Below are 22601 nucleotides of genomic sequence, written 5' to 3' on the forward strand. Positions count from 1 at the left end.
GACGCTAAGAGGTGATCTAGCATCGGGTCCATCTCACATTTCCGCGCCTGCTGTTAAGGAGAGCCGCACAGTGACGCTCAATCCGTGGCGCCTTCGGCTGCTGGTCGACCTCTCCATGTACGGCACGGTCCGCGCGGTCGCCCAGCGCGGCAATCACAGTCCGTCCGCGGTGTCCCAGCAGCTGGCCACCCTGGAACGGGAGACCGGCACGGCCCTGCTGGAACGCACCGGCCGCCGCGTGCGGCTCACCGCAGCCGGGGTGCTGCTGGCCGGCCGGGCCCGCGAGATCCTGGCCGCCATGGACGCGGCCGAGGCGTCGCTGCGCGGCCTGCGGGACGAGCCGGCCGGCACGGTGACGCTCGGGGCTTTTCAGAGCGCGATCCCGGCGCTGGCCGAGCCGGCCGTCGCCCGGCTGGCCGCACGGCATCCCGACGTCACCGTGGTGCTGCTCGAGATGGAACCGCACGTGAGCATGCCGGCCCTGCGCCGCGGCGACGTGGACGTCATCGTGACGACCACCGACTTCGTGGGCGCCGAACTCGACCCGGCGATCGATCTGGTGCCCCTGGCCGAGGACGAGGTCGTTCTGGTGCTGCCGGCCGGGCACCCGCTGGCCGCGCTGGAGGCGGTCGGCCTGGAAGCGTGCGCCGACCAGCGCTGGACCTTCGACGTGGCCGGCTCGTACATGTCGGAACTGGCCACCCGCCTGTGCCGCGAGGCGGGCTTCGAGCCGACGGTGATCTGTCGCTTCAACAACTACATGCTGACGCTGCGGCACGTGGAAGCCGGCCGCTCGATCGCCTTGCTGCCCGCCCTGGCCGTGGATCCGCGCTACCGGGTGGTCACGAGGCCGTTGACGCCCGCGGTCTCCCGGCGCATCACGGCCGCGGCTCGCCGCGGAGTGGACAGCCGGCCCGAAGTCACCGCGGTGCTGACCGCCCTGCGCAGTAGATAAGTTTGCTATGGTCCTCGAAACCGCTTGCAGATCGCAATCGCTCTGGAGGTTCGCGGTGCTCGACACCACCTGCCACATGTCGATCTCGTTGGACGGCTTCGTCGCCGGGCCGGACCAGAGCCGCGAGAACCCCCTGGGTGTGCGGGGACGCGAAGTGCACGGCTGGCACATCGGCGACCCACGGGCCACCGAGGCCGACAAGCTCGCGGCGTCCTGGCTCATGCGCCCCCGCGGCGCGTACGTGATGGGCCGCAACATGTACGGCCCGATCCGTGGCGACTGGGACGAGGAATGGTCGGGCTGGTGGGGCGCCGAACCGCCGTACCACGCGCCGGTGTTCGTGCTGACCCACCACGCCCACAAACCGATCGAGATGGAGGGCGGGACGACCTTCCACTTCGTCACCGAGGGCTTCGACGCTGCGTATGCGGCGGCGCTCAAGGCTGCTGACGGCAAGGGCGTGGACATCGCCGGGGGCGCCTCGACCGTCCGGCAGGCCCTGATCGCCGACGTGATCGACGAGCTCACCCTCGACATCGCCCCGGTCCTGCTCGGCTCGGGCGAGCGCATCTTCGACGGGGTCGAGTCGTTCGGCTTCGAGCCGGTCGAGGTGCTGCATTCACCCCTGACCACCCACATCCGCTACCGCCGAGCGGGCTGACCCCCACTCAGGCGGACGTGAGCAGCCGGTGGCGACCGGTGGTCCAGCCGAGGAGCCGCAACTCGTCGGTGATCCGGCCGCCCATGGCGACGCGCCGGAGCCCAGTCAGAGCCGGCTCGATCCTTGTCCGCACGCCGGCCGGCGCCTTGGCCAGTTCGGCCTGGAACTCCTCGAGCAGCGGCCCGGGGTCGCCGGCGTCGGGGAGCGACAAGAAGAAGATCAAGTGCCGCCACGCGTACGCGACGTCCTTGATCACCGGTAGCGGGCGGGGATTGCGCTCGATCCGGGCGGCCAGCCTGAGCACGGTGGCGAAACTACGCCGTGCCGGCCCGGCCCAGCCGCCTGCCGAGTCGATGCCGACCGCGTGGACGAGGGTGGCCAGGTTGTGGGTGGTCAGGATCTGCGCCTGCTCGATCACCATGCCGTTGGCCGCCACGGAGAATTCCCGGCGGGGCACGGCGGCCCGGGCCCGGCACAACGCGTCGAACGCGGCGCCGTTGTTGTCCGGCGCCGGTAGGACCCGGTAGTCGATGCCGTAGTAGCGGGCGTACAGGCCGCCGGTCAGGAGATCCCCGGCCAGGTGGGCCGCACGCAGGAACTTGAGCGAGAACCGTCCCATGAAGATGTCGGCCGCGAGCTCCTCCACCCACGGCAGCTGCAGACCGGCCTCCTGGGACAGGCCCGCGAGTTCCCGCATGAGCGGGTTGGGCAGCAGCGTCGCCGGGAACCCGTCCACCGCGAGCTCCCCGAGCCGGCGCAACGTCTCGTGCGCGTCGCGGCGAGTCTCGTCACCCTCCTCCCGGTACGGGCGCAGGGCCTGCACCCAGGGCAGCTCGGTCAGCCGCACCTGGTGCTGCAGGTTCACCAGCAGCAGGGAGCGCCGCTGGCGGAAGGCTCGGTACGTCGCGGCCATCAACGTCTGCAAGGCCGGATCCGGATACGCCGCCGCGCTCGTCTGTGCCGCGAGCTGAGGCACGAGCTCGGCCAGCACCTCGGCCGAGGGCAGCACCCCGGCCGCGATCAGATCGTCCACCCGACCGGCCGTCGCGCGCCGGACGACCCGCTGGATCGACATGGGGATCGGCCGGCCCGCCACCACCCCGTGCTCGCGGGCCTCGACCTCGTCGGGCGGCTCGCACACGGCGACCACGTTGCGAATGCCCATCGCGGGGTCGAGGGCCGCCACCCGGGACACCACCACCCGGGCCAGTTGGTGATGGCCGGGGAGGGCGGCCACCCGGGCCTGGACGAGGCGGAGCGCGGTGTGCTCCGGCGACCCGGGCCGGCCCCGGCGCGACACCATGGCGGTCACGACGGATCGCAGCAGACCAAGCTGCCTGGGTGTGAGCTCGTTACCACGGACGACGTCGTGAGCCGCGGCACGCAGGACCGGCAGGTTCTCCTTCGGCTTCCGGTGCTTGCTGCAGCGGGTGTGCGCGACCGCGAGAGCGTCGTAGCGAGCGAGCAGTTCCTCGGCGCGACCGTGCCAACCGGCCGGGAAGACCGTCGCCACCGGGTCGCCGGTCGTCAGCCACAGGGTCAGCAGCTCGTCGGCGAACGGATTCCACACCGTCATGGCCTCGCGCATCGCCTCGACCTGAGAGTTCTCGCGCCGAGCGGCCAAGGCCGCCCGCACCTCGCCGGCGTCGGCCCGCCACACCACGGACGGGTCCTGCTCGCCCGCGTCCGCCGGTACCGGGCTGAAACTCAACTGCCCGCCGTACGGACCGATCTCCTCCAGCAGGCTGAGCGCGCGCGTCCGGTCACCAGAGCGCAGCAGCCAGGCCACCGCGAGCAGGGCCGCCTGCTCCGCGAACTCGAGCCGGTAGTGGCCGGTATCCAGCCGAGAGCACAACTCGGCCTGCCCGACGTTGGTCAGGTAGTACGCGAACACCGCTGCTCGATCGTCGGCGACCGCCGCCTCGTGCGGGCGCAACGGCCCGCCCGCAGCCGCCGTGCCGGTCGCGAAGCCACCTCGGACGACCTCCGGCGTGACCCAGGCCGGAAGCCCCGCCACTGGCGTACGCGAGCCGATCCGCAACGCGCCGGCGGCCATCCCGGTCAGCACCCGCATCCAGCGGGCGACCCGCGTCTCCGCGCGCGACCGGGTCGCCGCGTCCTCGTGGGTCAGCGCGGTGACGAACGCGGCCGCCAGCTGCTCCTGCGGGTACGACTCGCCCGCCTGCTCACTCTGCATGCCGGCGTGGCAGGTTCCGCCCCTGCGCCCTCCGGGTCCGTAGCCCGATGCTCTGGCTGACTGAGCTACACGCCGCCCGCAGACCTTAAGACAGAGCATTACTCGCTGTCATCGAGTTTGCCCCACCGCCGACTGTCCGCACGGCAATGGGGCGTCAGCAGAACGGGCCGCTCGGCCCGGATCAGGGGCGGGCGCCGATGCGGAGCAGGGGGTTGGGGCGGGTCACGTCGGCGAAGAAGTCGTTGCCCTTGTCGTCGACGATGATGAAGGCCGGGAAGTCCTCCACCTCGATCTTCCAGACCGCTTCCATGCCGAGTTCCGGGTATTCGAGCACCTCGACGTGGCGGATGCAGTCCTGGGCCAGGCGGGCCGCGGGGCCGCCGATCGAGCCCAGGTAGAAGCCGCCGTACGAGTTGCAGGCCTGGGTGACCTGGGCCGAGCGGTTGCCCTTGGCCAGCATGACCAGGGAGCCGCCGGCGGCCTGGAAGCGTTCGACGTACGAGTCCATGCGGCCGGCCGTGGTCGGGCCGAACGAGCCCGACGCGTACCCCTCGGGGGTCTTGGCCGGTCCGGCGTAGTAGACCGCGTGGTCCCTCATGTACTGCGGCATCGGCTCGCCCGCATCGAGGCGCTCGGCGATCTTGGCGTGGGCGATGTCGCGCGCCACGACCAGGGGACCGGTCAGCGAGAGGCGGGTCTTCACCGGGTATTTCGCCAGCTCGGACCGGATCTCGGCCATCGGGCGGTTGAGGTCGACCTTGACCACCGGCTCGTTGTCCAGGTCGACCTCGGGCAGGAAGCGCGCCGGGTCGGTCTCGAGGCGTTCCAGCCAGACCCCGGACGGGGTGATCTTGGCCTGGGCCTGGCGGTCGGCCGAGCACGAGACGGCGATGGCGACCGGGCAGGACGCGCCGTGCCGGGGCAGGCGGATGACTCGTACGTCATGGCAGAAGTAGCGGCCGCCGAACTGGGCGCCGATGCCGAAGTCGCGGGTCAGTTCGAGGACGGCCGCTTCCAGTTCGACGTCGCGGAAGCCGTGGGCCGACATCGTGCCGTGCCGGGGCAGGTTGTCGAGGTACTTCGCGCTGGCCAGCTTGGCGGTCTTCAGAGCGTATTCAGCGCTGGTGCCGCCGATGACCACGGCCAGGTGGTAGGGCGGGCAGGCCGAGGTGCCGATCAGCCGCAGCTTCTCGTCCAGGAACTCCATCATCCGCGCCGGGTTGAGCAGCGCCTTCGTCTCCTGATAGAGGTACGACTTGTTGGCCGAGCCGCCGCCCTTGGCCATGAACAGGAACTTGTACGCGTCGGGGGCGCCGCCCGGGTCCTCCGCATACAGCTCGATCTGGGCCGGCAGGTTCGAGCCGGTGTTCCGCTCGTCCCACATGGTGAGCGGCGCGAGCTGCGAATACCGCAGGTTGAGCCGGGTGTAGGCCTGGTAGACGCCCTCGGCGATGGCTCGCTCGTCGGTTCCGTCGGTCAGGACGTGCCGCCCGCGCTTGCCCATCACGATCGCGGTGCCCGTGTCCTGACACATGGGCAGCACCCCGCCGGCCGCGATGTTCGCGTTGCGCAGCAGGTCGATCGCGACGAACCGGTCGTTCGGCGACGCCTTGGGGTCGTCGATGATGGCGCGCAGCTGGGCCAGGTGAGCCGGGCGCAGATAGTGCGCGATGTCGTGCATCGCCTCGGCCGTGAGCTGCGTCATGGCGGCCGGCTCGACGGTGAGGAACCGGCGCCCGCCCGGCCCGTGCACGACGTCGACACCCTCGTCCGTGACCAGTCGGTATTCGGTCAGGTCGTCGCCGATGGGCAACAGCGGCGAGTACGAGAATGCGGCCCCTTTGCTCATGAGCGGAAAGCCTAGACAAGCCACCGGGGCATCGGCGAACCACTCCGCCCCTGCGCGCATACCAGTTCGGTCAAGTAAACGGAATATAGGCCATCTCGCGCCCGGCGACGGCGATCAGGCCGCCCGGTCCGACGGCGAAGACCTCCGCGCCCGTACGAAGATCAGCCAGCACCCGCCCGGTGCCGGGCGCCACGGCCACGACGCGCTCCGGCTTCCGGCTCGTGATCACCGCCGCGTACGGCGTGATCGCCGCTGCCCCGCCCTCGCCGACCGGCCGTGACCAGGTCGTCCGGCCCCGGCTGAAGCCGTAGCCGCGCAGCGTCCGGCCGTCGGCGCTGCGGATCACGGCGTGGTTGTCGTTGACCGCGAGCACAGTCTCGCCCTTGGCTCCGCGCCACAGCAGCCGCCCGTCGTGCGCCGCCAGCAGCTCCTGCCGGCCGGTCGGGTCGACGCCCAGGATCACGTCCTCGCCGCCCGCCGGGTCGTGTTCCTGCTTGCAATTCGAGCCGTTGTCGGCGGTACGCAGATTGAGCCCTTCGCGCCGCCAGACCGCCGCCGATGACGGCGGGTCGGTCGCCACCACGCCGTAGTAGCAGGTGCCGTCCTGTGCCGTGCCGGTCACCGTGAGCACCCGTCCGCCGGCGATGGCAACGCGCTGATCGGCGCCCGGCTCGGCGACCTGCACGACCTTGCCGGTGGCGGTGTCGATCACGCGGATCTTGCCGTCGTCGGGCAGCCCGATCAGGCTGGGCATCAGGCGGGGCCGGGCCACATCGTCGTCGACCCGGTCGGCCGTGAGCTGCTTGGTGTCGGGCAGGTCGGGGTTGGCCGCATTGAGCACGAACCCGATGCCGCCGGTGTCGACGGTCCAGAGAGGCTTGGCGCCGCGCGGGGCCCACGAGGTCAATCGGCAGTCACCACCCCCGGCGCAGTGCAGGTCGAGCAGCGCGTCGCGGTAGGTCCAGACCGCGGTGGCCTCGGTGTCGGCCCGCAGCACGGCGCCGCTGCGCGGGTCGAGCACCTGGTAGCCCTTGGTCAGCAGCCGGCCGGTGGCGACCACCGCGTCGTTGCCGCTGCCCGAGATCGAGGCCCAGTCGGCGTCGCTGTCCCAGAGCTTGATCCCGGCGGTGATCCCGTACGCCTCGATCGACGTCCGGTATTCAACGACGACCGCGTCGCCGACCACCGCGACGCTCTGCGGGCTGCCGCCGATGCGCTGCTGCCACCGGGCCGCCCCGCCGGCGATCGGCTCGCTCGTGTTGACCCAGGCCCAGACCTGTGGCCAGGGATTCCACACGCCGGTGGTGGCCAGCACGATCACGATCACGATCGCGACCAGCGCGTACCCCTTCCAGGGGCTGCCACCCGACGCCATGCGCGACACGCTAGCCAGGTCAATCACCCGGACGAAGGATCTTGATTTGCCCGTGTCGATGGTATTTGCCGGATATAGCGGCCATGGCCGGTCGGGGATTGTGCAAGTTGCACCGGGCGAACCATCCGGCCCGGGCCCGACCGGGCAGGCTGCGCAGTTGCGCGAGCACATGTTGAATCGGGCCATGACCTGCGACAACCTCGGTCAATGACGCAGACGATGGCACAGGGGACCCGCACCGACGACGTCTTTCCGGTCAAGGGCGTCGACCACCTGAAGTTCCTCGTGGGCAACGCCAAGCAGGCGGCCCACTACTACTCCACCGCCTTCGGCATGACCTGCGTGGCGTACCGCGGGCCCGAACAGGGCTACCGCGACCACGCCGAATACGTTCTGGTCAGCGGGGGCGCCCGCTTCGTGCTGACCGGCGCGGTGCACGCGGGTGCGCCCGGGGCCGACCACGTGACCCGGCACGGCGACGGGATCCAGGACATCGCGCTCGAGGTGCCCGACGTCGACAAGGCGTACGCCCACGCGATCGCGGCCGGCGCCCGCGGCGTGACCGAACCGCACGATCTGAAGGACGAGCACGGCACCGTGCGGATCGCGGCCATCGCGACGTACGGGGACACCGTGCACTCCCTGGTCGACCGGTCCGGCTACGACGGGCCGTTCCTGCCCGGCTTCGTCACCCGCGCGCCGATCGTCGACCGGCAGCCCGCGATCAACGCCGGCCTCCAGCCCAAGCGCTTCTTCCAGGCCGTCGACCACGTGGTCGGCAACGTCGAACTGGGCCGCATGGACGAGTGGGTCGAGTTCTACGGCCGGGTCATGGGCTTCACCAACATGGCCGAGTTCATCGGCGACGACATCGCCACCGACTACTCGGCGCTGATGTCCAAGGTCGTGGCGGACGGCACCCGCAAGGTCAAGTTCCCGCTCAACGAGCCGGCCGTCTCGCAGCGCAAGTCGCAGATCGACGAGTACCTCGACTTCTACGACGGCCCGGGCGCCCAGCACATCGCCGTGGCCACCAACGACATCATCGCCAGCGTGGACGCCATGCGCGCGGCCGGCGTCCAGTTCCTCGACACTCCCGACTCGTACTACGACGACCCCGAGCTGCGCGCCCGGATCGGCCAGGTGCGGGTGCCGATCGAGGAGCTCAAGGCCCGCAAGATCCTGGTCGACCGGGACGAGGACGGCTACCTGCTGCAGATCTTCACCTCGCCCGTGCAGGACCGGCCGACGGTGTTCTTCGAGCTGATCGAGCGGCACGGGTCGCTCGGTTTCGGCAAGGGCAACTTCAAGGCCCTGTTCGAGGCGATCGAGCGGGAGCAGGAGCTCCGCGGCAATCTGTGACACTGTTCGCGTGAACCAGCCACCTGGGTACGGGCCGCCGCCGGGCTATCCGGCGGGGCCCGGCTATCTGCCGCCCCCGCCGCCGCTCCTGAGTCCGGCCGGCGTTCCCCTCGCCGACTTCGCTCAGCGCCTGCTGGCGTACATGATCGACGTCGGGCTGCTCCTGGTGGTGAGCATCGTGCTGTTCCTCCCCGCCTTCCTGGTCTTCATCAACCAGCTCGACGCCACCGATCCCGCGTCGTACGGCCCCGAGGCCGGGTTCGGCGAGGTGTTCAACGACTTCTTCCTGCCGGTGCTGCTGTTCGAGCTGGGCTTCCTGGTGGTCTCGCTGCTGCTCTACTACCTGTACGTGGTGGAGTACATGCACCGGAGCGGGCAGACCCTGGGCAAGAAGGCCATGAAGATCCGCGTGGTGCCGCTCGACCCGAACCGCACGCTCACCCGGGGCATCGCCGCCAAGCGTTATTTCATCGAGTACATCGCCGGGATGTTCGTGCCGGCCTTCAGCTGGATCGACGGATTGTGGCAACTGTGGGACAAGCCGTACCAGCAGACCCTGCACGACAAGTTCGCCCAGACGGTGGTCGTTAAGGTTTCTCCATGAGCTCGCTGCCCGCCGGTTGGTACAAAGACCCCGCCGAGCCCGATACCCAGCGTTACTGGGACGGGGAAGGATGGCTGGGCAAGGCCATCCCAGCCGACGCGGTCCCGCCCGAAGGGCCGCCCCCGGTCGAGGAGGAGCCGCCGCCGGCCGCCCCGGCATCGGAAACTCCGACGTCGGGGATTCAGGCCACCCCGCCCGCGTCGACAACCCCCCAGTCCCCGCCGCCCGGTTGGGGCCCGCAGCCGCCGCCTCCGCCGGGCTGGCAGCCTCCCCCCGGCTGGCAGCCGCCACCGGCGTGGCAGCCCCCGCCCGGCGCGCAGCCTCCCCCGGGTTGGCAGGCGCCGCCCGGCGCGCAGCCTCCCCCGGGTTGGCAGGCGCCGCCCGGCTCGCAACTGCCGCCAGGTTCACAGCCGCCGCCCGGTTGGCAGCCGCCTCCGGGGTGGCAGCCGCCGCCCGGCTGGCAGCAGATGCCGCCCGGCATGCGCGCGGGCATGTACCCGCCGATCCAGGCCCGCCCGCACGGGTTCGCGCTGGCCGGGCTGGGTCCGCGGCTGCTCGCCCGGCTCATCGACATCCTCGCGGTGCTGCTGCTCAACATCGTGATCAACGGCTGGTTCGCGTACCAGTGGGCCCGCGAGTTCGTGCCGATGTACCGGGCCACCATCGACGAGATGGCCAACGGCGGCAGCGCGTGGGACGTGCAGGCCTCGGGCCGCATGGACGGTCTGCTCTGGGCCATGCTGATCATCGCCACCCTGCTCTGGCTGGCCTATGAGGCCCCGGCGATCGGCAGCAGCGGCCAGACGCTGGGTAAACGCCTCATGCGCATCAAGGTCGTCGCCGTCGAGGACACCAAGCCACTCGGCTTCGGCCGCGCGTTCGGCCGCTGGGCCCGCCTGGGCCTGTGGACCCCGGCCTGGGGCTGCGCCGGGATCGGCTTCGTGCTGCAGCTCATCGATTGCGTGTCGCCGGTCTTCGACCAGCAGTTGCGCCAGGCTTTCCACGACAAGACGGCGCGCACGGTCGTGGTCGCGCTGCCGCCCGACGACCGCCGGCCCGTCGACGCCACCACCAGCGGCGGCGGAAACGGCACCTCCCATCAGGGATGACTTACACACCGCCCGCCAACCGGACCGAAGGCTGATGCCATGACCCGCCTCACCCGCGCCGACCTCGACGGCCTGCCCGCCTATGTGCCCGGCCGCAGCCTGGCCGACCTGACCCGCGAGCTCGGCATCGCCGAGGCGATCAAGCTGGCCAGCAACGAGGTGCCGTACGGCCCGCTGCCCGGCGTGGTCGAGGCGGTCACCGACGCCATGCTGCACTCGCACCGCTACCCCGACATGGGCGCGACGGCCCTGCGGGACGCGCTGGCCGAGCGGCTCGGGGTCGCCACCGAGCGCATCGTGACCGGCTGCGGGTCGGTGGCGCTGGCCGAGATCCTGGTCAAGGCGACCTGCCTGCCGGGCGACGAGATCGTCTACTCGTGGCGCTCGTTCGAGGCCTACCCGATCATCTCGGCCGGGGTGGGCGCGACCAGCGTGCGGGTGCCGAACACGGACGGCCACGGGCACGACCTCGACGCGATGGCCGGCGCGATCACCGACCGGACCCGGCTGGTGATCGTCTGCAACCCCAACAACCCCACCGGCACGAGCGTCCGCAAGGCCGAGCTCGACCGGTTCCTCGCCTCGGTGCCCTCCGACGTGCTTGTCGTGCTCGACGAGGCGTACCGCGAACTGGTGACCGACCCCGAGGTGCCGGACGGGCTGGAGACGTACGGCGACCGGCCCAACGTTCTCGTGCTGCGCACCATGAGCAAGGCGTGGGGCCTGGCCGGCCTGCGGATGGGTTACCTGGTGGCCCAGCCCGAGGTGGCGGCGGCCATCCGCAAGGTGCTCACCCCGTTCTCGACCAGCCTGGTCGCGCAGGCCGCGGCGATCGCCGCGCTGGCCCAGGAGCAGGAGGTCCGCCGCCGTTGCGCCCTGGTCGTGGCCGAGCGTGACCGGGTGACCGAGGCGCTGCGGTCGATGGGCGCGGACGTGCCGTCCAGTCAGGCCAACTTCGTGTGGCTGCCGCTGGGCGACGGCGCGATCGCGTTCGGCCAGGTCTGCGAGTCGCGCGGAGTCATCGTCCGGCCGTTCCAGGGCGACGGCGTCCGCGTCACGATCGGCACGGCTGAGGAAAATGACGCCTTCCTCGCGGCGGCGGAAGTGGCCCTGAAGAGCTAACCGATCAGTTGCGCCTCGGTCCGGTGGTGGTCCTCCTCGCTCAGCCGAGCGGGGAAGGTCCGCCGGCCGACGGTCACGATGACCGCGATCGCAACGACCGCGAAGCCGGCCGTGACCAGGGGCAGGACGCCCAGGTGGCCGGTGCGCATCATCCGCTCGCCGAGGAAGGCTCCGCCGCCGATCCCGATCTGGAAGGCGACCACGTAGAGGGCCGAGGCCGCGTCCCGGGCCCGCGGCGCGATGCGCAGCGGGGCCGCAGCGAGCAGCACGGGGATGGCGGTGAAGGCGCCGCCCCACAACAGGGTCACGATCACGGTTGGCGCCAGGCCCAGCACCGGAGCGAGCAGCGCGACCGAGACGGCCAGCACGGCGAGCAGGCCGACGAGCATCGTGCCCGGCCGCCGGTCGACGAAGCGGCCCACCGCGTAGTTGGTGATCAGCCCGACAAAGCCGTACCCGAGCAGGAGCACACTCAGCCCGGCGCCCTCGAGCCCGGCGTCGCGCCGCACGAGGGGGGCGATGTACGTGTACGCCGAGAAGTGGCCGATCACCAGTACGGCAGTGATCAGGCAGAGCAGCAGCACCTGCCGGTCCCGGCCGAGGGCGATCGCGGCGCGCAGTTGAGCCACCGGGCGCACGTTCAGGTCGTGCGGCCGCGGCGGCAGCTTGGGCAGCACCCTCATCAGCCCGATCACGCAGATCGCCCCGCCGGCGACCATCGCGCCCAGCGCCGTCCGCCAGCCCAGCCACTGACCCAGCGCGGTGCCGAGCGGAACACCCAGCACGATCGCGAGCGAGTTGCCGACGAAGACCAGCGCGGTAGCCCTCCCGGCCTGCCCCGGCGGCGCCAGCCGGGCGGTGACCGGCCCGATCACCGACCAGAAGACGCCGTGGGCCAGCGCGCAGATCAGCCGGGCCAGCACCAGCACCAGAAAGGTCGGCGCGAAGGTGGCCGCCGCCTGCGACACCACGAAGATCGCCATCGTGATCGCCAGCAGCAGGTGGCGCGGCACCCGCATGGTCAGCGCGGTCAGCGGGATGGTGCTCACCGCGGCCACCACGGCGTAGCTGGTCAGCAGCAGGCCGACGTCGGATTCAGCCACGTCGAGCCCCACCGCGATCTCGGGCAGCAGCCCCACCGGAATGGTCTCCGCGGTCACGTAGAAGAACGAGGAGGCGCCGAGAACGGCCAGGGCCGGGCGGTTCAGTGTCACCTTCGCAGAATAAGCTCTGATCCAGAGCAAAAGAAGAGGAGCGACCGACTGTGACGCGCACGACCGAACTGCTCGGGGTGGTCCACGCCCATCCCGGTGTCACCCGGGCCGATGCCGCGCGCCACCTGGGCATAGGCACCGGCGCTGCCACCGAGTTGGTCGCCCGCCTCACCCAGGCGTCCCTGCTGGCCGAGGCCCCGGCCGCCCGCAGCGGCGCCCGCGGCCGCCCGACCACCGCGCTGGTCGCCCACCCGTCCGGCCCGGTCGTGCTGGCCGCGCAGATCACCCACCGCGCCTGGCGGCTCGACACGGTCGAACTGGGCGGCCAAGTCGTAGCGACCGTCTCCGCCGGCCACTCGGGCAGCGCGTGGCCCGACGTGGTCGCCGGCGTGACCAGCGGAATCAAGCGGATGCGCGAGACGTACGGCGCAAGGGTGCGCGCCCTGGGCATCGCCGCCCCCGGCCCCGTCACATCGGACCGGCGACTGGACGCCACGACCTCGGGCTGGCACGACGTCGACCTGCACGACCTGTGGCCCGAAGCGCCACTGCTGGTCGCCGGCAACGACGCCAGCCTGGCCGCCACCGCCGAATCAGCCCGCGGCGCTGCCGCCGGCGCCGCGGTCGCCCTGCACCTGCTCATCGAATACGGCCTGGGCGGCGCGGTGGTCGATCACGGCCGCCTGGTGATCGGCGCCCACGGTGCGAGCGGCGAGTTCGGCCACATGCCCTTCGGCGACCCCGCAGTCATCTGCCCGTGCGGAGCCCGCGGCTGCTGGGGCACCGCCGTGGACGGCACGGCCCTGGCCCGCCACCTCGGCCAGCCCTCGCCGGCCGATCCAGTCTCGTACGCGAAAGCTGTGATCGCTTCCCCCGCTCCCGCCGAACGGGCCGCCGTAGCGATGGCCGCCGCCGCCCTGGGCCGGGGAATCGCCGGCCTGGTCAATGGCCTGGACGCCGACCTGGTGGTTCTGGGCAGCATCGCCGCCGACCTGCTGGCCGCTGCCCCCGCCGAACTCCACGCGGCCTACCAGTCAGGCTTGATGGCAATCCGCCGCAGTTCCCCACCCCCGCTGCTACCCGCCGCCCTCGGCGCCGACGGCCCGATAGCGGGCGCCGCCGAAGCCGCTTGGAGCACGTTGCTCCGTCAACTCGCCTGAGGCCCGTCGACAAGACGCTAGGGGCGCCTCAACGCCGGGGATCCGGTACTTCTTCACATCCGCTGACACCTGAGCAGCCTGGCGGCCGGCTGGCTGTGCGATCGGTTCCAGGAAATCGTCTCGATCGACCAGCGCTCAGGGGATGAGGGCCAGCTTGCCGGAGGCGTGTCCGGCCTGGCCGCCGCGGTGGGCTTCGGCGGTTTGGGCCAGGGGATAGGTGGCGGCGACGACGACACGCAGTTTCACGGCCGTATCCCGTGGCCCTGCCCACCGTCGATGTCACCGTCGGCTCGACGAGGACGCGTCGTCCCGATTGCTTCGCGGTCAGGTGCGCGCCGCCGCCGGTCAGGCGGCGCAGTAGCCGGCGACGGGGCTCAGCCACTCCTTGAACTGGCCCTCGATGGTCGAGTTGAGGACCTTCAGGGTGGTCGCCTTCTTGATGTACGCCTTGTTGGCCGCGCTCGCGTCGACCTTCGCGGCCGATGTCAGGCCGGCCGCCTTGAACTCGGGGTTCTGCGCCGCGGCGGTCTCCTTGCGGATCTTCGCGGCCACCTGCTTGAGCTCGGTCACCGCAGTGGCCTGGGCCTTGGTGGCCTCGGCGGTCTGCTTGGCCTCGCGGTAGGTGATCATCTTGCCCATCGCGGCGCCGAAGTCGCGCAGCTCAACGGTGTAGAGGCTCTGGAGCTTGCTGCAGACGACCTTGGTGTTGGCCGTGTAGTCCGGCGGGGGCGGGCTGCTCGGGGCGGTGCTCGCGGGAGTGGCCTCGGGGGCTGCCCCGGTGCTCTCAGCGTCGCTGTCGCAGGCGGCGCCGGTCAGCATGACGCTGCCGGCCAGCACGGCCAGGAGGGCGCGTCGCATGGGGTGATCCTGTTCAGTCGGGGACGGGGGCACGCTCCGCCGACGGTACGTTCCGGCTGCCACATCGTCCAACCCACAGTCATCGCCGGGATACGAGCCGCCCGCCCGGGCCTGGGAACCCGGGCGGGCCGCACATCCCCCGTATCTCGAGCGACCGCCGCACCGAGCTGGGGCGATGTGGATACATCCCCGGTGCGGCGGCCCTGGTCAAGGGTCGCGGACCACGCTGTCGTCCGGCTCTCGTTCCGCTCTCACGACCTCGGCTAGGCTCGATGCCTCACCGAGGCTGTGGGGGACGGCATGCGGTATCGCATCCTCGGGCCACTGTCCGTCACCGTCGACGGGCGGGACGTCGCGATCACAGCGGGCCGTGATCGCATTGTGCTGGCCATGCTGCTGCTTCACCCGGGTCGCGTACTCGGCGTCGGCGCCCTTGCCGAAGCGGTCTGGGGCGCGGATCCACCCGCGACGGCCCGCGGCCAGCTGCAGACCTGTGTGTCCCGTTTGCGGCGGTCTCTTCCGACGGGGGCGATCCGCAGCGACCCGGCCGGCTACAGCCTCACGCCGGGCTCGGGTGAGCTCGATGCCGCCGAGTTCGGCCGGTTGGTGACCGAGGCGCGGGCCCGGAACGATCCGAGGCTCTATCGGCAGGCGCTCGACCTCTGGCACGGCGACGCGGCCGCCGGCATCGAGGCGCACGCCGTACGCCTGGCCGCCGCCGTCCTCGACCAGGAGCATGTGGCCGCCGTCGAGAGCTGGGCCGAGCTCGAGATGGCCGCCGGGCTCGAGCGGGATCCGACCGGTGAGCTGGCCGCCGCGGTCGACCGCTTCCCGCTGCAGGAGGGGCTGAGCGGCCTGCTCATGCGGGCGTTGCACCGGTCCGGACGGCAGGCCGACGCGCTCGCCGAATACCGGCGGGTCCGGCTTGCGCTGCGCGACGAATTGGGCCTCGACCCCGGCCGCGAGCTCCAGCAACTGCACACGGCAATCCTGACCGGTCAGCTCCCGGCGCCGTCGGTGTCCGGCGCGGTGATCCGCTGCCTTCCGCGTACGGTCGGCGACTTCACCGGCCGGATCGAGGAGGTCCGCCGGCTGGTCACCGCCATCGACCTTTCCGCGGCGGACGGTCCGACGGTGGCCGTGATCGACGGGATGGCCGGCAGCGGCAAGACCACGCTGGCTCTGCACGTGGCCGCGCTGCTCGGCGACCGTTACCCCGCGCACCTCTTCGTCGACCTGCACGGCCACGACGCCGAGCAGCCGCTCGATCCGGCGGCCGCGCTGCTCGTGCTGCTGCGCCAGCTCGGGGTCGAGACCGAACGCATCCCGTCCGCCCTGGTCGACCGGATCGGCCTGTGGCGCACCGAGCTGGCCCGGCGCCGGGCTCTGATCCTGTTCGACAACGCTGCCTCAAGTGCGCAGCTGGCCGACCTGCTGCCGACCGCGCCGGGCAGCCTGGCCCTGGTCACCGGGCGGCGGCGGCTCCTCGGCCTGGACGGCGTCCACCCGGTGTCGCTGTCCGTGCTGACCCCGGACGAGGCGGTCACCCTGCTGGCCCGGATAGCCGGCGCCCGGGTCTGGGCCGAGCCCCAGGCGGGCGCCGAGGTGGTGCGCCGGTGCGGCTGCCTGCCGCTGGCGATCCGGATCGCCGGTTCGCGACTGGCCCACCGCCCGCGCTGGCGGGTCGCCGATCTGGTGCGCCGCCTCGGCGAGTCGGCCCTGCCCGAGCTGGCAGCGGAGGATCGGTCGGTGGCGAGCGCGTTCGCGGTGTCCTACGAGCAACTTCCGGAACCCGCCCGACGAGTGTTCCGCCTGCTCGGGATCAACCCGGCCAACGAGTTCGACGCCATAACCGCGGCTGCTCTCACCGGGCTGCCGCTGCCGGAGGCGCAGGACCAGCTGGACGACCTGGTCGACGTGCACCTGGTCGACGAGCCCGAGCCGGGCGTCTACCGACTGCACGACCTGCTGCGGGAGTACGCGGCCGCGCTGGCCGCCGAGCTCCCGCCGCCGGTTCGTGTCGAGGCGCTCCGCGGACTGCTCGACCAGCAACTGAACGCGGCCGCGGCGACCAACCTGCCGGTCTATCGGGAGGCGGTCGAGCGCGACATCGGCCGGCTCACGCCGTTGCGGCGTGACCTGCTCGACGCGGTGACCGATCCGTACGCCCGGCTGGAACGCGAGCAGCCCCGCCTGAGCGACTATGTCGACGCGGCCGCTCTCGTGCCCGAACTCGCGCACTTCACCTGGCGGCTGGCCCGGGCCGCCTGGCGTCAGCTCTTCATGCGGGGCTATCTCGACGACGTCTACCGGATGAACCTGCGCGCCCTGAAGGTCCTCGAACGTGCGGATGACCGCGCGGCGACCGCGACGGTGCTCAACTATCTGGCCTCGGTGCATTACCGGCACTCCCGGATGGACGAGGCGACCCGGCTGCTCGAGCAGTGCATCGCCCTGCGCCGGCAGATGGACGACCAGCACGCCCTGGCCTCGGTGGAGATCAACCTGGCCGTCGTGCATTCCGATTCGGGACGGTGGCGGAGGAGCATCGAGCTTGCCCTCGGAGTGCGCCGGACGGTCACGGTGAAGCACGGCCGCGACGACCTCAACGTCCTGGCCAACAACTATCAGCGGCTCGGCCTCTACCGAGAGGCGTTGCGCTACCACCGCCTGCGCCTGATGGCCCAGCTCGACATCCGCGAGCCCACCAAGCTGGGCGACACGCTGCTCAACATCGCCGTGATCAAGCATCAACTGGGCGAAGTGAGCGTGGCTGTCGCGTGCCGCCAGGTACGGGTGGCGCTGCGTCTGACGCAGCGGGCGGGCCACCTGCACGGGGAGGCGGAGGCGCAGCATGCGCTGGCGTTGCTGCTCGCCTCGGCGGGCCGCCCGGCCGAGGCGGTGAACGCTCACCAACAGGCCCTCAAGATCGCCGAACAGATGCGCAACCGTGAGCAGGAGTCGAGGATGCGCTGCGGCCTGGGCACGACACTGCTGCTCACCGGCGATGTCACGGGCGCCCGGGCCATGTTCGAGCAGGCCTTGCGAGCCGCTCACGAGTCGCGCGTGCCGCACTCGATCGCGGTGGCCCAGGCCCGGCTGGGTGACTCCCTCATCGGCCACGACGAGGCCGAGGCCCGGCGGCTGCTCGAACAGGCCGCGACCAGTCTGGCCGCCCTCGAGGCCCCGGAACTGCACGACGTCGAGAAGTCCCTGGCCGCCCTGCGTGCCGAGGATCATCTGCGGTCCGGCGCGGTCGGAGGGACGATGGAGCGGTGACTACTGACGCGAGCGGTTACCGGATCGAGAAGGACACGATGGGCGAGGTCCGGGTGCCGGCCGACGCCCTCTGGCGGGCGCAGACCCAGCGGGCGGTCGAGAACTTCCCCATCTCGGGCCGCGGCCTCGAGCCCGCCCACATCAAGGCGCTGGCCCAGATCAAGGGCGCGGCCGCGCAGGTCAACGCGGCGCTCGGCGTGCTCGACGACGACCTGGCCCAGGCCATCGCCAAGGCCGCCGCGCACGTGGCCGAGGGCGGCTACGACGACCAGTTCCCGATCGACGTCTTCCAGACCGGTTCGGGCACCTCGTCCAACATGAACGCCAACGAGGTCATCGCCACCCTGGCCGCCCGCGAGCTGGGCCGTCCGGTGCACCCGAACGACCACGTCAACGCGTCGCAGTCCAGCAACGACGTCTTCCCCTCGTCGATCCACCTGGCCGCGACCGAGGCGGTCACCAGCGAGCTGATCCCGGCCCTGGAACACCTCGGTTCGGCGCTGCTCGAGAAGGCCGAGGCCTGGTCCGAGGTGGTCAAGAGCGGGCGCACCCACCTGATGGACGCCACGCCGGTCACCCTGGGGCAGGAATTCTCCGGGTACGCGCGACAGGTCGCCAACGGCATCGAGCGGCTCACCGCCACCCTGCCGCGCCTCGGCGAACTGCCCCTGGGCGGCACCGCGGTCGGCACCGGCGTGAACACCCCGCCCGGCTTCGCCCCGGCCGTGATCGAGCGGCTGCGCCAGAGCACCGGCCTGCCCGTCACCGAAGCCCGCGACCATTTCGAGGCCCAGGGCGCCCGCGACGCGCTGGTCGAGGCGTCCGGTCAGCTCAAGGTCATCGCCGTCGGGCTCTACAAGATCGTGAACGACATCCGCTGGATGGGCTCGGGTCCGCGGGCCGGCCTGCGCGAGCTGCGCCTGCGCGACCTGCAGCCGGGCTCGTCGATCATGCCCGGCAAGGTGAATCCGGTCGTGCCCGAGGCGGTCCGCCAGGTCTGCGCCCAGGTGATCGGCAACGACGCCACGGTGTCCTTCGCCGGCTCGCAGGGCGACTTCGAGCTCAACGTGATGCTGCCGGTGATGGCGCGCAACGTGCTGGAATCGATCCGGTTGCTGGCCAACTCGGCGCGGCTGCTGGCCGACCGCTGCATCGCCGGCCTCGAACCGAACGTCGAGGTCGCCCTGGCGTACGCGGAAGGCTCGCCCTCGATCGTCACCCCGCTCAACCGGTACCTGGGCTACGACGAGGCCGCCGCGATCGCCAAGGCCGCCCTCGCCTCGAACCGGACGATCCGGGAGGTCGTGGTCGAGCGGGGCCACCTGCAGAGCGGCAAGCTGACCGAACAGCAGCTCGACGAGGCTCTGGATGTCCTGAGGATGACGCGTCCCTAGCAATTTCCCAGTGCCGGTAGTCTTGTGCGGTGAGTTTGCGCTTGTACGACACCGCGACCCGATCGGTCCGGGACTTCGTCCCGATGACGCCTGGCCAGGTCGGTATCTACCTGTGTGGGCTCACCGTGCAGTCCAGGCCACACATCGGTCACCTGCGGTCCGCGGTGAACTACGACGTGCTGCGCCGCTGGCTGCTCCACACCAACTACGAGGTCACCTTCGTCCGCAACGTCACCGATGTCGACGACAAGATCCTCGAGAAGTCGCACTCGACGGGCCGCCCGTTCTGGTCCATCGCGTACGAGAACAGGCTGGCCCTCGACGCCGACTACCGCGCGCTCAACGTGCTGCCGCCGACGTACGAGCCGCTCGCCACGGGCCACATCCCCGAGATGCACGAGCTGATCACCGAGCTGATCCGCACCGACCACGCCTACCCGGCGGCCGGCGGCACCGGCGACGTGTATTTCGACGTGCGTTCGTACGCGCAGTACGGCGCCCTGTCCGGCCAGAACCCCGACGACATGCGCCCGCCGAGCGACGGCGGCGAGCCCGACAAGCGCGACTACCGCGATTTCGCTCTGTGGAAGGGCGTCAAGGCCGACGAACCGGCCGATGCCTCGTGGCCGTCGCCGTGGGGTCAGGGCCGTCCGGGCTGGCACATCGAGTGCTCCGCGATGGCGCGCCGCTACCTCGGTGACGAGTTCGACATTCACGGCGGCGGGCTCGACCTCACGTTCCCCCACCACGAGAACGAGATCGCCCAGTCCCGCTCGGCCGGGCTGCCGTTCGCCCGTCACTGGGTGCACCACGCGCTGCTCAACCTGGGCGAGGCCAAGATGAGCAAGTCGCTCGGCAACGTCATCGACCTCGCTTCCGTACGGGAACAGGGCATCCGCCCGGTCGAGCTGCGTTACTACCTGGGCACCCCGCACTACCGCTCCCGCATCGACTACTCCGACGAGTCGCTGCGCGAGGCGGCGGTGGCCTACCGCCGGATCGAGGGCTTCGTGCAGCGTGCCCTCGAGGTCGTCGGCCCCGGCCGCCCCAAGGACGTGCCGCCGGCGTTCGCCCAGGCCATGAACGACGACCTCAACACGTCGGCCGCGCTGGCAGTCGTCCACGACTGCATCCGCGAGGGCAACACCGCGCTCGCCGCCGGCGACGAGGCTGGCATCCGCGGCGCGCTGACCGCCGTCCGCGCGATGCTGGGCGTGCTCGGCCTCGACCCGCTCGACGGGATGTGGACCGGCGACGCGCCCCAGCACGACCTCAAGCCGGTGGTCGACTCGCTGGTCAAGCTCGCGCTCGAGCAGCGTACGCAGGCGCGGGCACGCAAGGACTGGGCGGCGGCCGACTCGGTCCGCGACCAGCTCAAGAACGCGGGAATTCAGGTGGAGGACACTCCGGCCGGGCCGCGCTGGACGGTAGGAGAGCACTGATGCCAGGAAATTCGCGCAACGTGAGCAAGCGGACCGTGTCGAAGAAGGGTGCCCCCGCAGGCTCGGGCGGCAAGAACCGGTCGGGCCTCAAGGGCCGCGGCAAGACCCTCCCGGCCGACGAGCGTCCGTGGCACAAGGGCTACTCGGGCACCGAGAAGCTGCCCGACAAGACGGCCCGCAAGCAGGACAAGGAGCGCCGCGCGGCGGCCGCTGAGGGGCGTGCCCCCAAGGTCGGCGTCCCCGGCAGCAAGGACACCACCTGGGGCCGGGGCGGCGGCCGGGCGTACGGGAAGCAGGCCCCGCAGCGGGGCAAGGTCCCCGGCCGCGGCGGCCCGCGGGTCGCGCCGGGCCGGCGTTCCAACCCCACCAAAGAGGGCCCCGAGCTGCTGCTCGGCCGCAATCCTGTGGTCGAAGCGCTGCGCGCCGCGGTGCCGGCCACGGCCCTGTACGTGGCCCAGGGCATCGACATCGACGACCGGATCAACGAGATCATCCGCACCGCCGGCGACCGCGGCATCCCGATCCTCGAAATCGGGCGCAACGAGCTCGACCGGATGACCGGCGGCGTCCTGCACCAGGGCATCGGTCTGCAGGTTCCGCCGTTCGCGTACGAGAATTTCGACGACCTGGTCGCGGCCGCGCTCGAGCAGACCGCCCCGCTGCTGGTCGCGCTGGACGGCGTGACCGACCCTCGCAACGTCGGCGCGGTCATCCGCTCCGTCGCGGCCTTCGGCGGCCACGGCGTCTTCATGACCGAGCGCCGCGCCGCCGGCATCACCGCGACCGCCTGGCGCACCAGCGCCGGCGCGGCCGCCCGCGTGCCGGTCTCCCAGGTCGTCAACCTGACCCGCGCGATCAAGACGGCGCAGCAGGCCGGCTTCACCGCGATCGGGCTGGACGCCGACGGCGAGACCGACCTCTACAACCTGGAAGCCGCGATCGGCCCGCTGCTGGTGGTCGTCGGCTCCGAGGGCCGCGGCCTGTCCCGCCTGGTCGGCGAGACGTGCGACCTGCGAGTCAGCATCCCGATGGCCTCCGACGTCGAATCCCTCAACGCCAGCGTCGCCGCCGCGGTGACCCTGGCCGAGGTTTCCCGCCGCCGCACGTACGGTCAGTGACATAGAGCCACCCGCCCGGGATCACGGGCGGGTGGCCCCGTAAACGGAAAATCGCCGGCAGCCGCCCGTTGCCAGCAGCCGTAGCTGTTGCCCGCTCGTAAGGTGGTCGCCGGTTCGCTGAACGAGGCCATCGCCGCCGCCGGCGCCGGCAGCAGAACCAGCGTCACGACCGCCACATACAACTTGATCTTCATGTCCAGCCCAACGACGATCCCTCGATCGTGGTGCCGGTCAAGATCCCCTCGGTTGACCCGGCATGGAGCTGGTGGCCTGCGGGTTTGTCCCTCATGGGCGCTAGGTCTGCGCCGCTTCCGGTCCTGACTCACGTTCTGGCCGAGGCCGCCCCAAGCGCGGCGAGCACCTCGACGGGTGGTTACTGCTCCGGTGGCGGCGAGCGCTTTGACAGGTAGCTGGTTCATAGCGGCGAGCGCTTTGGTGGGCTGTTGCTTCATCGCGGCGAGCGCTTTGGTGGGCTGTTGCCTATCGGGCGAAGACCTTGGGGCGCTGCCCCAAACCCCGGCCATCGCTGCGGAGATCTCCCTGGCGATGGTTGCGGTGGGTGGGCTTGGGGATCTCGTTGCGACGGCGGCCGTAGCGAATCGCAAGGTGAGGGGAACCGCAACCACACCCCGGTTGCGGCTCCCCTCACCTCACGATGAGCCAAGGCCGCCGTCGCAACGAGATCCCCAAGCCAGTGGGCGCTATGGGCGAAAAGACCCTGTTGAACACGCGCGGGTCGAGTCGCCTGATAGGGCGCGCTGCGTGCCGGGCAGTTCCGCCCTTGGCCGAGCCGCACCCGACACCGGGCCTTGCCCCCGCTCGCGCGACTATCAAGCGAGCCGGTACAGATCCGCGATTGCGTTTGCGGCGCAGGCCCGTCAGTTGGTTTGTTTCCCGCCCCA

At 71.3% G+C, this 22601-nt stretch carries 18 protein-coding genes and 1 tRNA gene; 11 read left to right on the forward strand and 8 right to left on the reverse strand.

Annotation, left to right across the window (positions count from 1 at the left end; translation table 11 throughout):
• Positions 1–70: 70 nt before the first annotated feature.
• A complete protein-coding gene (locus KXC43_RS23570; protein ID WP_221378285.1) occupies positions 71–955 on the forward strand; it encodes a LysR family transcriptional regulator in 885 nt (294 codons plus the stop codon).
• A gap of 76 nt (positions 956–1031) precedes the next feature.
• On the forward strand, positions 1032–1616 hold the full coding sequence (locus KXC43_RS23575) for a dihydrofolate reductase family protein (protein ID WP_221378286.1): 585 nt from the start codon (positions 1032–1034) through the stop codon (positions 1614–1616).
• Between the two features lie 7 nt (positions 1617–1623).
• Here KXC43_RS23575 and KXC43_RS23580 read toward each other — a convergent pair whose 3' ends face one another.
• From KXC43_RS23580 to KXC43_RS23595, 4 genes are all read right to left on the reverse strand, one after another.
• On the reverse strand, positions 1624–3813 hold the full coding sequence (locus KXC43_RS23580; RefSeq protein ID WP_221378287.1) for a hypothetical protein: 2190 nt from the start codon (positions 3811–3813) through the stop codon (positions 1624–1626).
• Between the two features lies 1 nt (position 3814).
• Positions 3815–3888 (reverse strand) — tRNA-Arg (locus KXC43_RS23585).
• A gap of 106 nt (positions 3889–3994) precedes the next feature.
• A complete protein-coding gene (locus tag KXC43_RS23590; RefSeq protein ID WP_221378288.1) occupies positions 3995–5662 on the reverse strand; it encodes a fumarate hydratase in 1668 nt (555 codons plus the stop codon).
• 70 nt (positions 5663–5732) lie between these two features.
• On the reverse strand, positions 5733–7037 hold the full coding sequence (locus KXC43_RS23595; protein ID WP_221378289.1) for a PQQ-binding-like beta-propeller repeat protein: 1305 nt from the start codon (positions 7035–7037) through the stop codon (positions 5733–5735).
• Between the two features lie 207 nt (positions 7038–7244).
• On the opposite strand from KXC43_RS23595, the gene hppD reads away from it, so the two are divergent.
• Genes hppD through hisC form a run of 4 tightly spaced genes read left to right on the forward strand, consistent with a single transcriptional unit; the run spans position 7245 to position 11234 of the window.
• The gene (gene hppD / locus KXC43_RS23600) at positions 7245–8399 is read left to right on the forward strand and encodes a 4-hydroxyphenylpyruvate dioxygenase (RefSeq protein ID WP_221378290.1); all 1155 of its coding nucleotides are present in this window, start codon (positions 7245–7247) and stop codon (positions 8397–8399) included.
• Positions 8400–8409: 10 nt separating this feature from the next.
• Entirely contained in the window at positions 8410–9003 is a 594-nt protein-coding gene (locus KXC43_RS23605) for an RDD family protein (RefSeq protein ID WP_308129214.1), read from the forward strand.
• Positions 9000–10112, forward strand: a complete 1113-nt coding sequence (locus KXC43_RS23610; RefSeq protein WP_221378291.1) for an RDD family protein — start codon at positions 9000–9002, stop codon at positions 10110–10112. Before KXC43_RS23605 ends, KXC43_RS23610 begins: the two co-directional genes overlap by 4 nt.
• Before the next feature lie 39 nt (positions 10113–10151).
• Positions 10152–11234, forward strand: coding sequence for a histidinol-phosphate transaminase (hisC, locus tag KXC43_RS23615; RefSeq protein WP_221378292.1), 1083 nt, complete (start codon positions 10152–10154; stop codon positions 11232–11234).
• Here the strand turns inward: hisC and KXC43_RS23620 are convergent.
• Positions 11231–12448, reverse strand: coding sequence for an MFS transporter (locus KXC43_RS23620; RefSeq protein WP_308129215.1), 1218 nt, complete (start codon positions 12446–12448; stop codon positions 11231–11233). The two genes, hisC and KXC43_RS23620, sit on opposite strands and share 4 nt — an antisense overlap.
• A 50-nt stretch (positions 12449–12498) precedes the next feature.
• Between KXC43_RS23620 and KXC43_RS23625 the strand changes: the two genes are divergently transcribed.
• Entirely contained in the window at positions 12499–13608 is a 1110-nt protein-coding gene (locus KXC43_RS23625; protein WP_221378293.1) for an ROK family transcriptional regulator, read from the forward strand.
• Between the two features lie 135 nt (positions 13609–13743).
• Here the strand turns inward: KXC43_RS23625 and KXC43_RS23630 are convergent, their stop codons facing one another.
• Together KXC43_RS23630 and KXC43_RS23635 are read right to left on the reverse strand one after the other, a co-directional pair.
• Positions 13744–13854, reverse strand: a complete 111-nt coding sequence (locus KXC43_RS23630) for a zinc-binding dehydrogenase (protein WP_221378294.1) — start codon at positions 13852–13854, stop codon at positions 13744–13746.
• Between the two features lie 99 nt (positions 13855–13953).
• Positions 13954–14466 (reverse strand): hypothetical protein, encoded by a 513-nt coding sequence (locus KXC43_RS23635; RefSeq protein WP_221378295.1) that lies wholly within the window; start codon positions 14464–14466, stop codon positions 13954–13956.
• A gap of 300 nt (positions 14467–14766) precedes the next feature.
• Between KXC43_RS23635 and KXC43_RS23640 the strand changes: the two genes are divergently transcribed.
• Genes KXC43_RS23640 through rlmB form a run of 4 tightly spaced genes read left to right on the forward strand, consistent with a single transcriptional unit; the run spans position 14767 to position 21699 of the window.
• Positions 14767–17745, forward strand: a complete 2979-nt coding sequence (locus KXC43_RS23640; protein ID WP_221378296.1) for an AfsR/SARP family transcriptional regulator — start codon at positions 14767–14769, stop codon at positions 17743–17745.
• A 38-nt stretch (positions 17746–17783) separates the two neighbouring features.
• Positions 17784–19139 carry a class II fumarate hydratase gene (locus KXC43_RS23645; protein WP_438870911.1) on the forward strand — a complete coding sequence of 452 codons (1356 nt, stop codon included), beginning with the start codon at positions 17784–17786 and terminating at the stop codon, positions 19137–19139.
• Positions 19140–19168: 29 nt separating this feature from the next.
• A complete protein-coding gene (gene cysS, locus KXC43_RS23650; protein ID WP_221378298.1) occupies positions 19169–20581 on the forward strand; it encodes a cysteine--tRNA ligase in 1413 nt (470 codons plus the stop codon).
• Positions 20581–21699 (forward strand): 23S rRNA (guanosine(2251)-2'-O)-methyltransferase RlmB, encoded by a 1119-nt coding sequence (gene rlmB / locus KXC43_RS23655; protein WP_221378299.1) that lies wholly within the window; start codon positions 20581–20583, stop codon positions 21697–21699. The genes cysS and rlmB overlap by 1 nt, the downstream gene beginning before the upstream one ends.
• Here the strand turns inward: rlmB and KXC43_RS23660 are convergent.
• Positions 21693–21893, reverse strand: coding sequence for a hypothetical protein (locus KXC43_RS23660; RefSeq protein ID WP_221378300.1), 201 nt, complete (start codon positions 21891–21893; stop codon positions 21693–21695). The two genes, rlmB and KXC43_RS23660, sit on opposite strands and share 7 nt — an antisense overlap.
• Between the last annotated feature and the right edge of the window lie 708 nt (positions 21894–22601).

Source organism: Paractinoplanes polyasparticus, from assembly GCF_019710575.1.
Classification (GTDB): Bacteria; Actinomycetota; Actinomycetes; order Mycobacteriales; family Micromonosporaceae; genus Actinoplanes; species Actinoplanes polyasparticus.

Bases quoted from the DNA above. Each gene is read 5' to 3' on its own strand.
- KXC43_RS23575 (WP_221378286.1), top strand. From the start codon at position 1,032: ATGTCGATCTCGTTGGACGGCTTCGTCGCCGGGCCGGACCAGAGCCGC.
- KXC43_RS23580 (WP_221378287.1), bottom strand. From the start codon at position 3,813: ATGCAGAGTGAGCAGGCGGGCGAGTCGTACCCGCAGGAGCAGCTGGCG.
- KXC43_RS23590 (WP_221378288.1), bottom strand. From the start codon at position 5,662: ATGAGCAAAGGGGCCGCATTCTCGTACTCGCCGCTGTTGCCCATCGGC.
- KXC43_RS23595 (WP_221378289.1), bottom strand. From the start codon at position 7,037: ATGGCGTCGGGTGGCAGCCCCTGGAAGGGGTACGCGCTGGTCGCGATC.
- hppD (WP_221378290.1), top strand. From the start codon at position 7,245: ATGACGCAGACGATGGCACAGGGGACCCGCACCGACGACGTCTTTCCG.
- KXC43_RS23610 (WP_221378291.1), top strand. From the start codon at position 9,000: ATGAGCTCGCTGCCCGCCGGTTGGTACAAAGACCCCGCCGAGCCCGAT.
- hisC (WP_221378292.1), top strand. From the start codon at position 10,152: ATGACCCGCCTCACCCGCGCCGACCTCGACGGCCTGCCCGCCTATGTG.
- KXC43_RS23635 (WP_221378295.1), bottom strand. From the start codon at position 14,466: ATGCGACGCGCCCTCCTGGCCGTGCTGGCCGGCAGCGTCATGCTGACC.
- KXC43_RS23640 (WP_221378296.1), top strand. From the start codon at position 14,767: ATGCGGTATCGCATCCTCGGGCCACTGTCCGTCACCGTCGACGGGCGG.
- KXC43_RS23645 (WP_438870911.1), top strand. From the start codon at position 17,784: ATGGGCGAGGTCCGGGTGCCGGCCGACGCCCTCTGGCGGGCGCAGACC.
- rlmB (WP_221378299.1), top strand. From the start codon at position 20,581: ATGCCAGGAAATTCGCGCAACGTGAGCAAGCGGACCGTGTCGAAGAAG.
- KXC43_RS23660 (WP_221378300.1), bottom strand. From the start codon at position 21,893: ATGAAGATCAAGTTGTATGTGGCGGTCGTGACGCTGGTTCTGCTGCCG.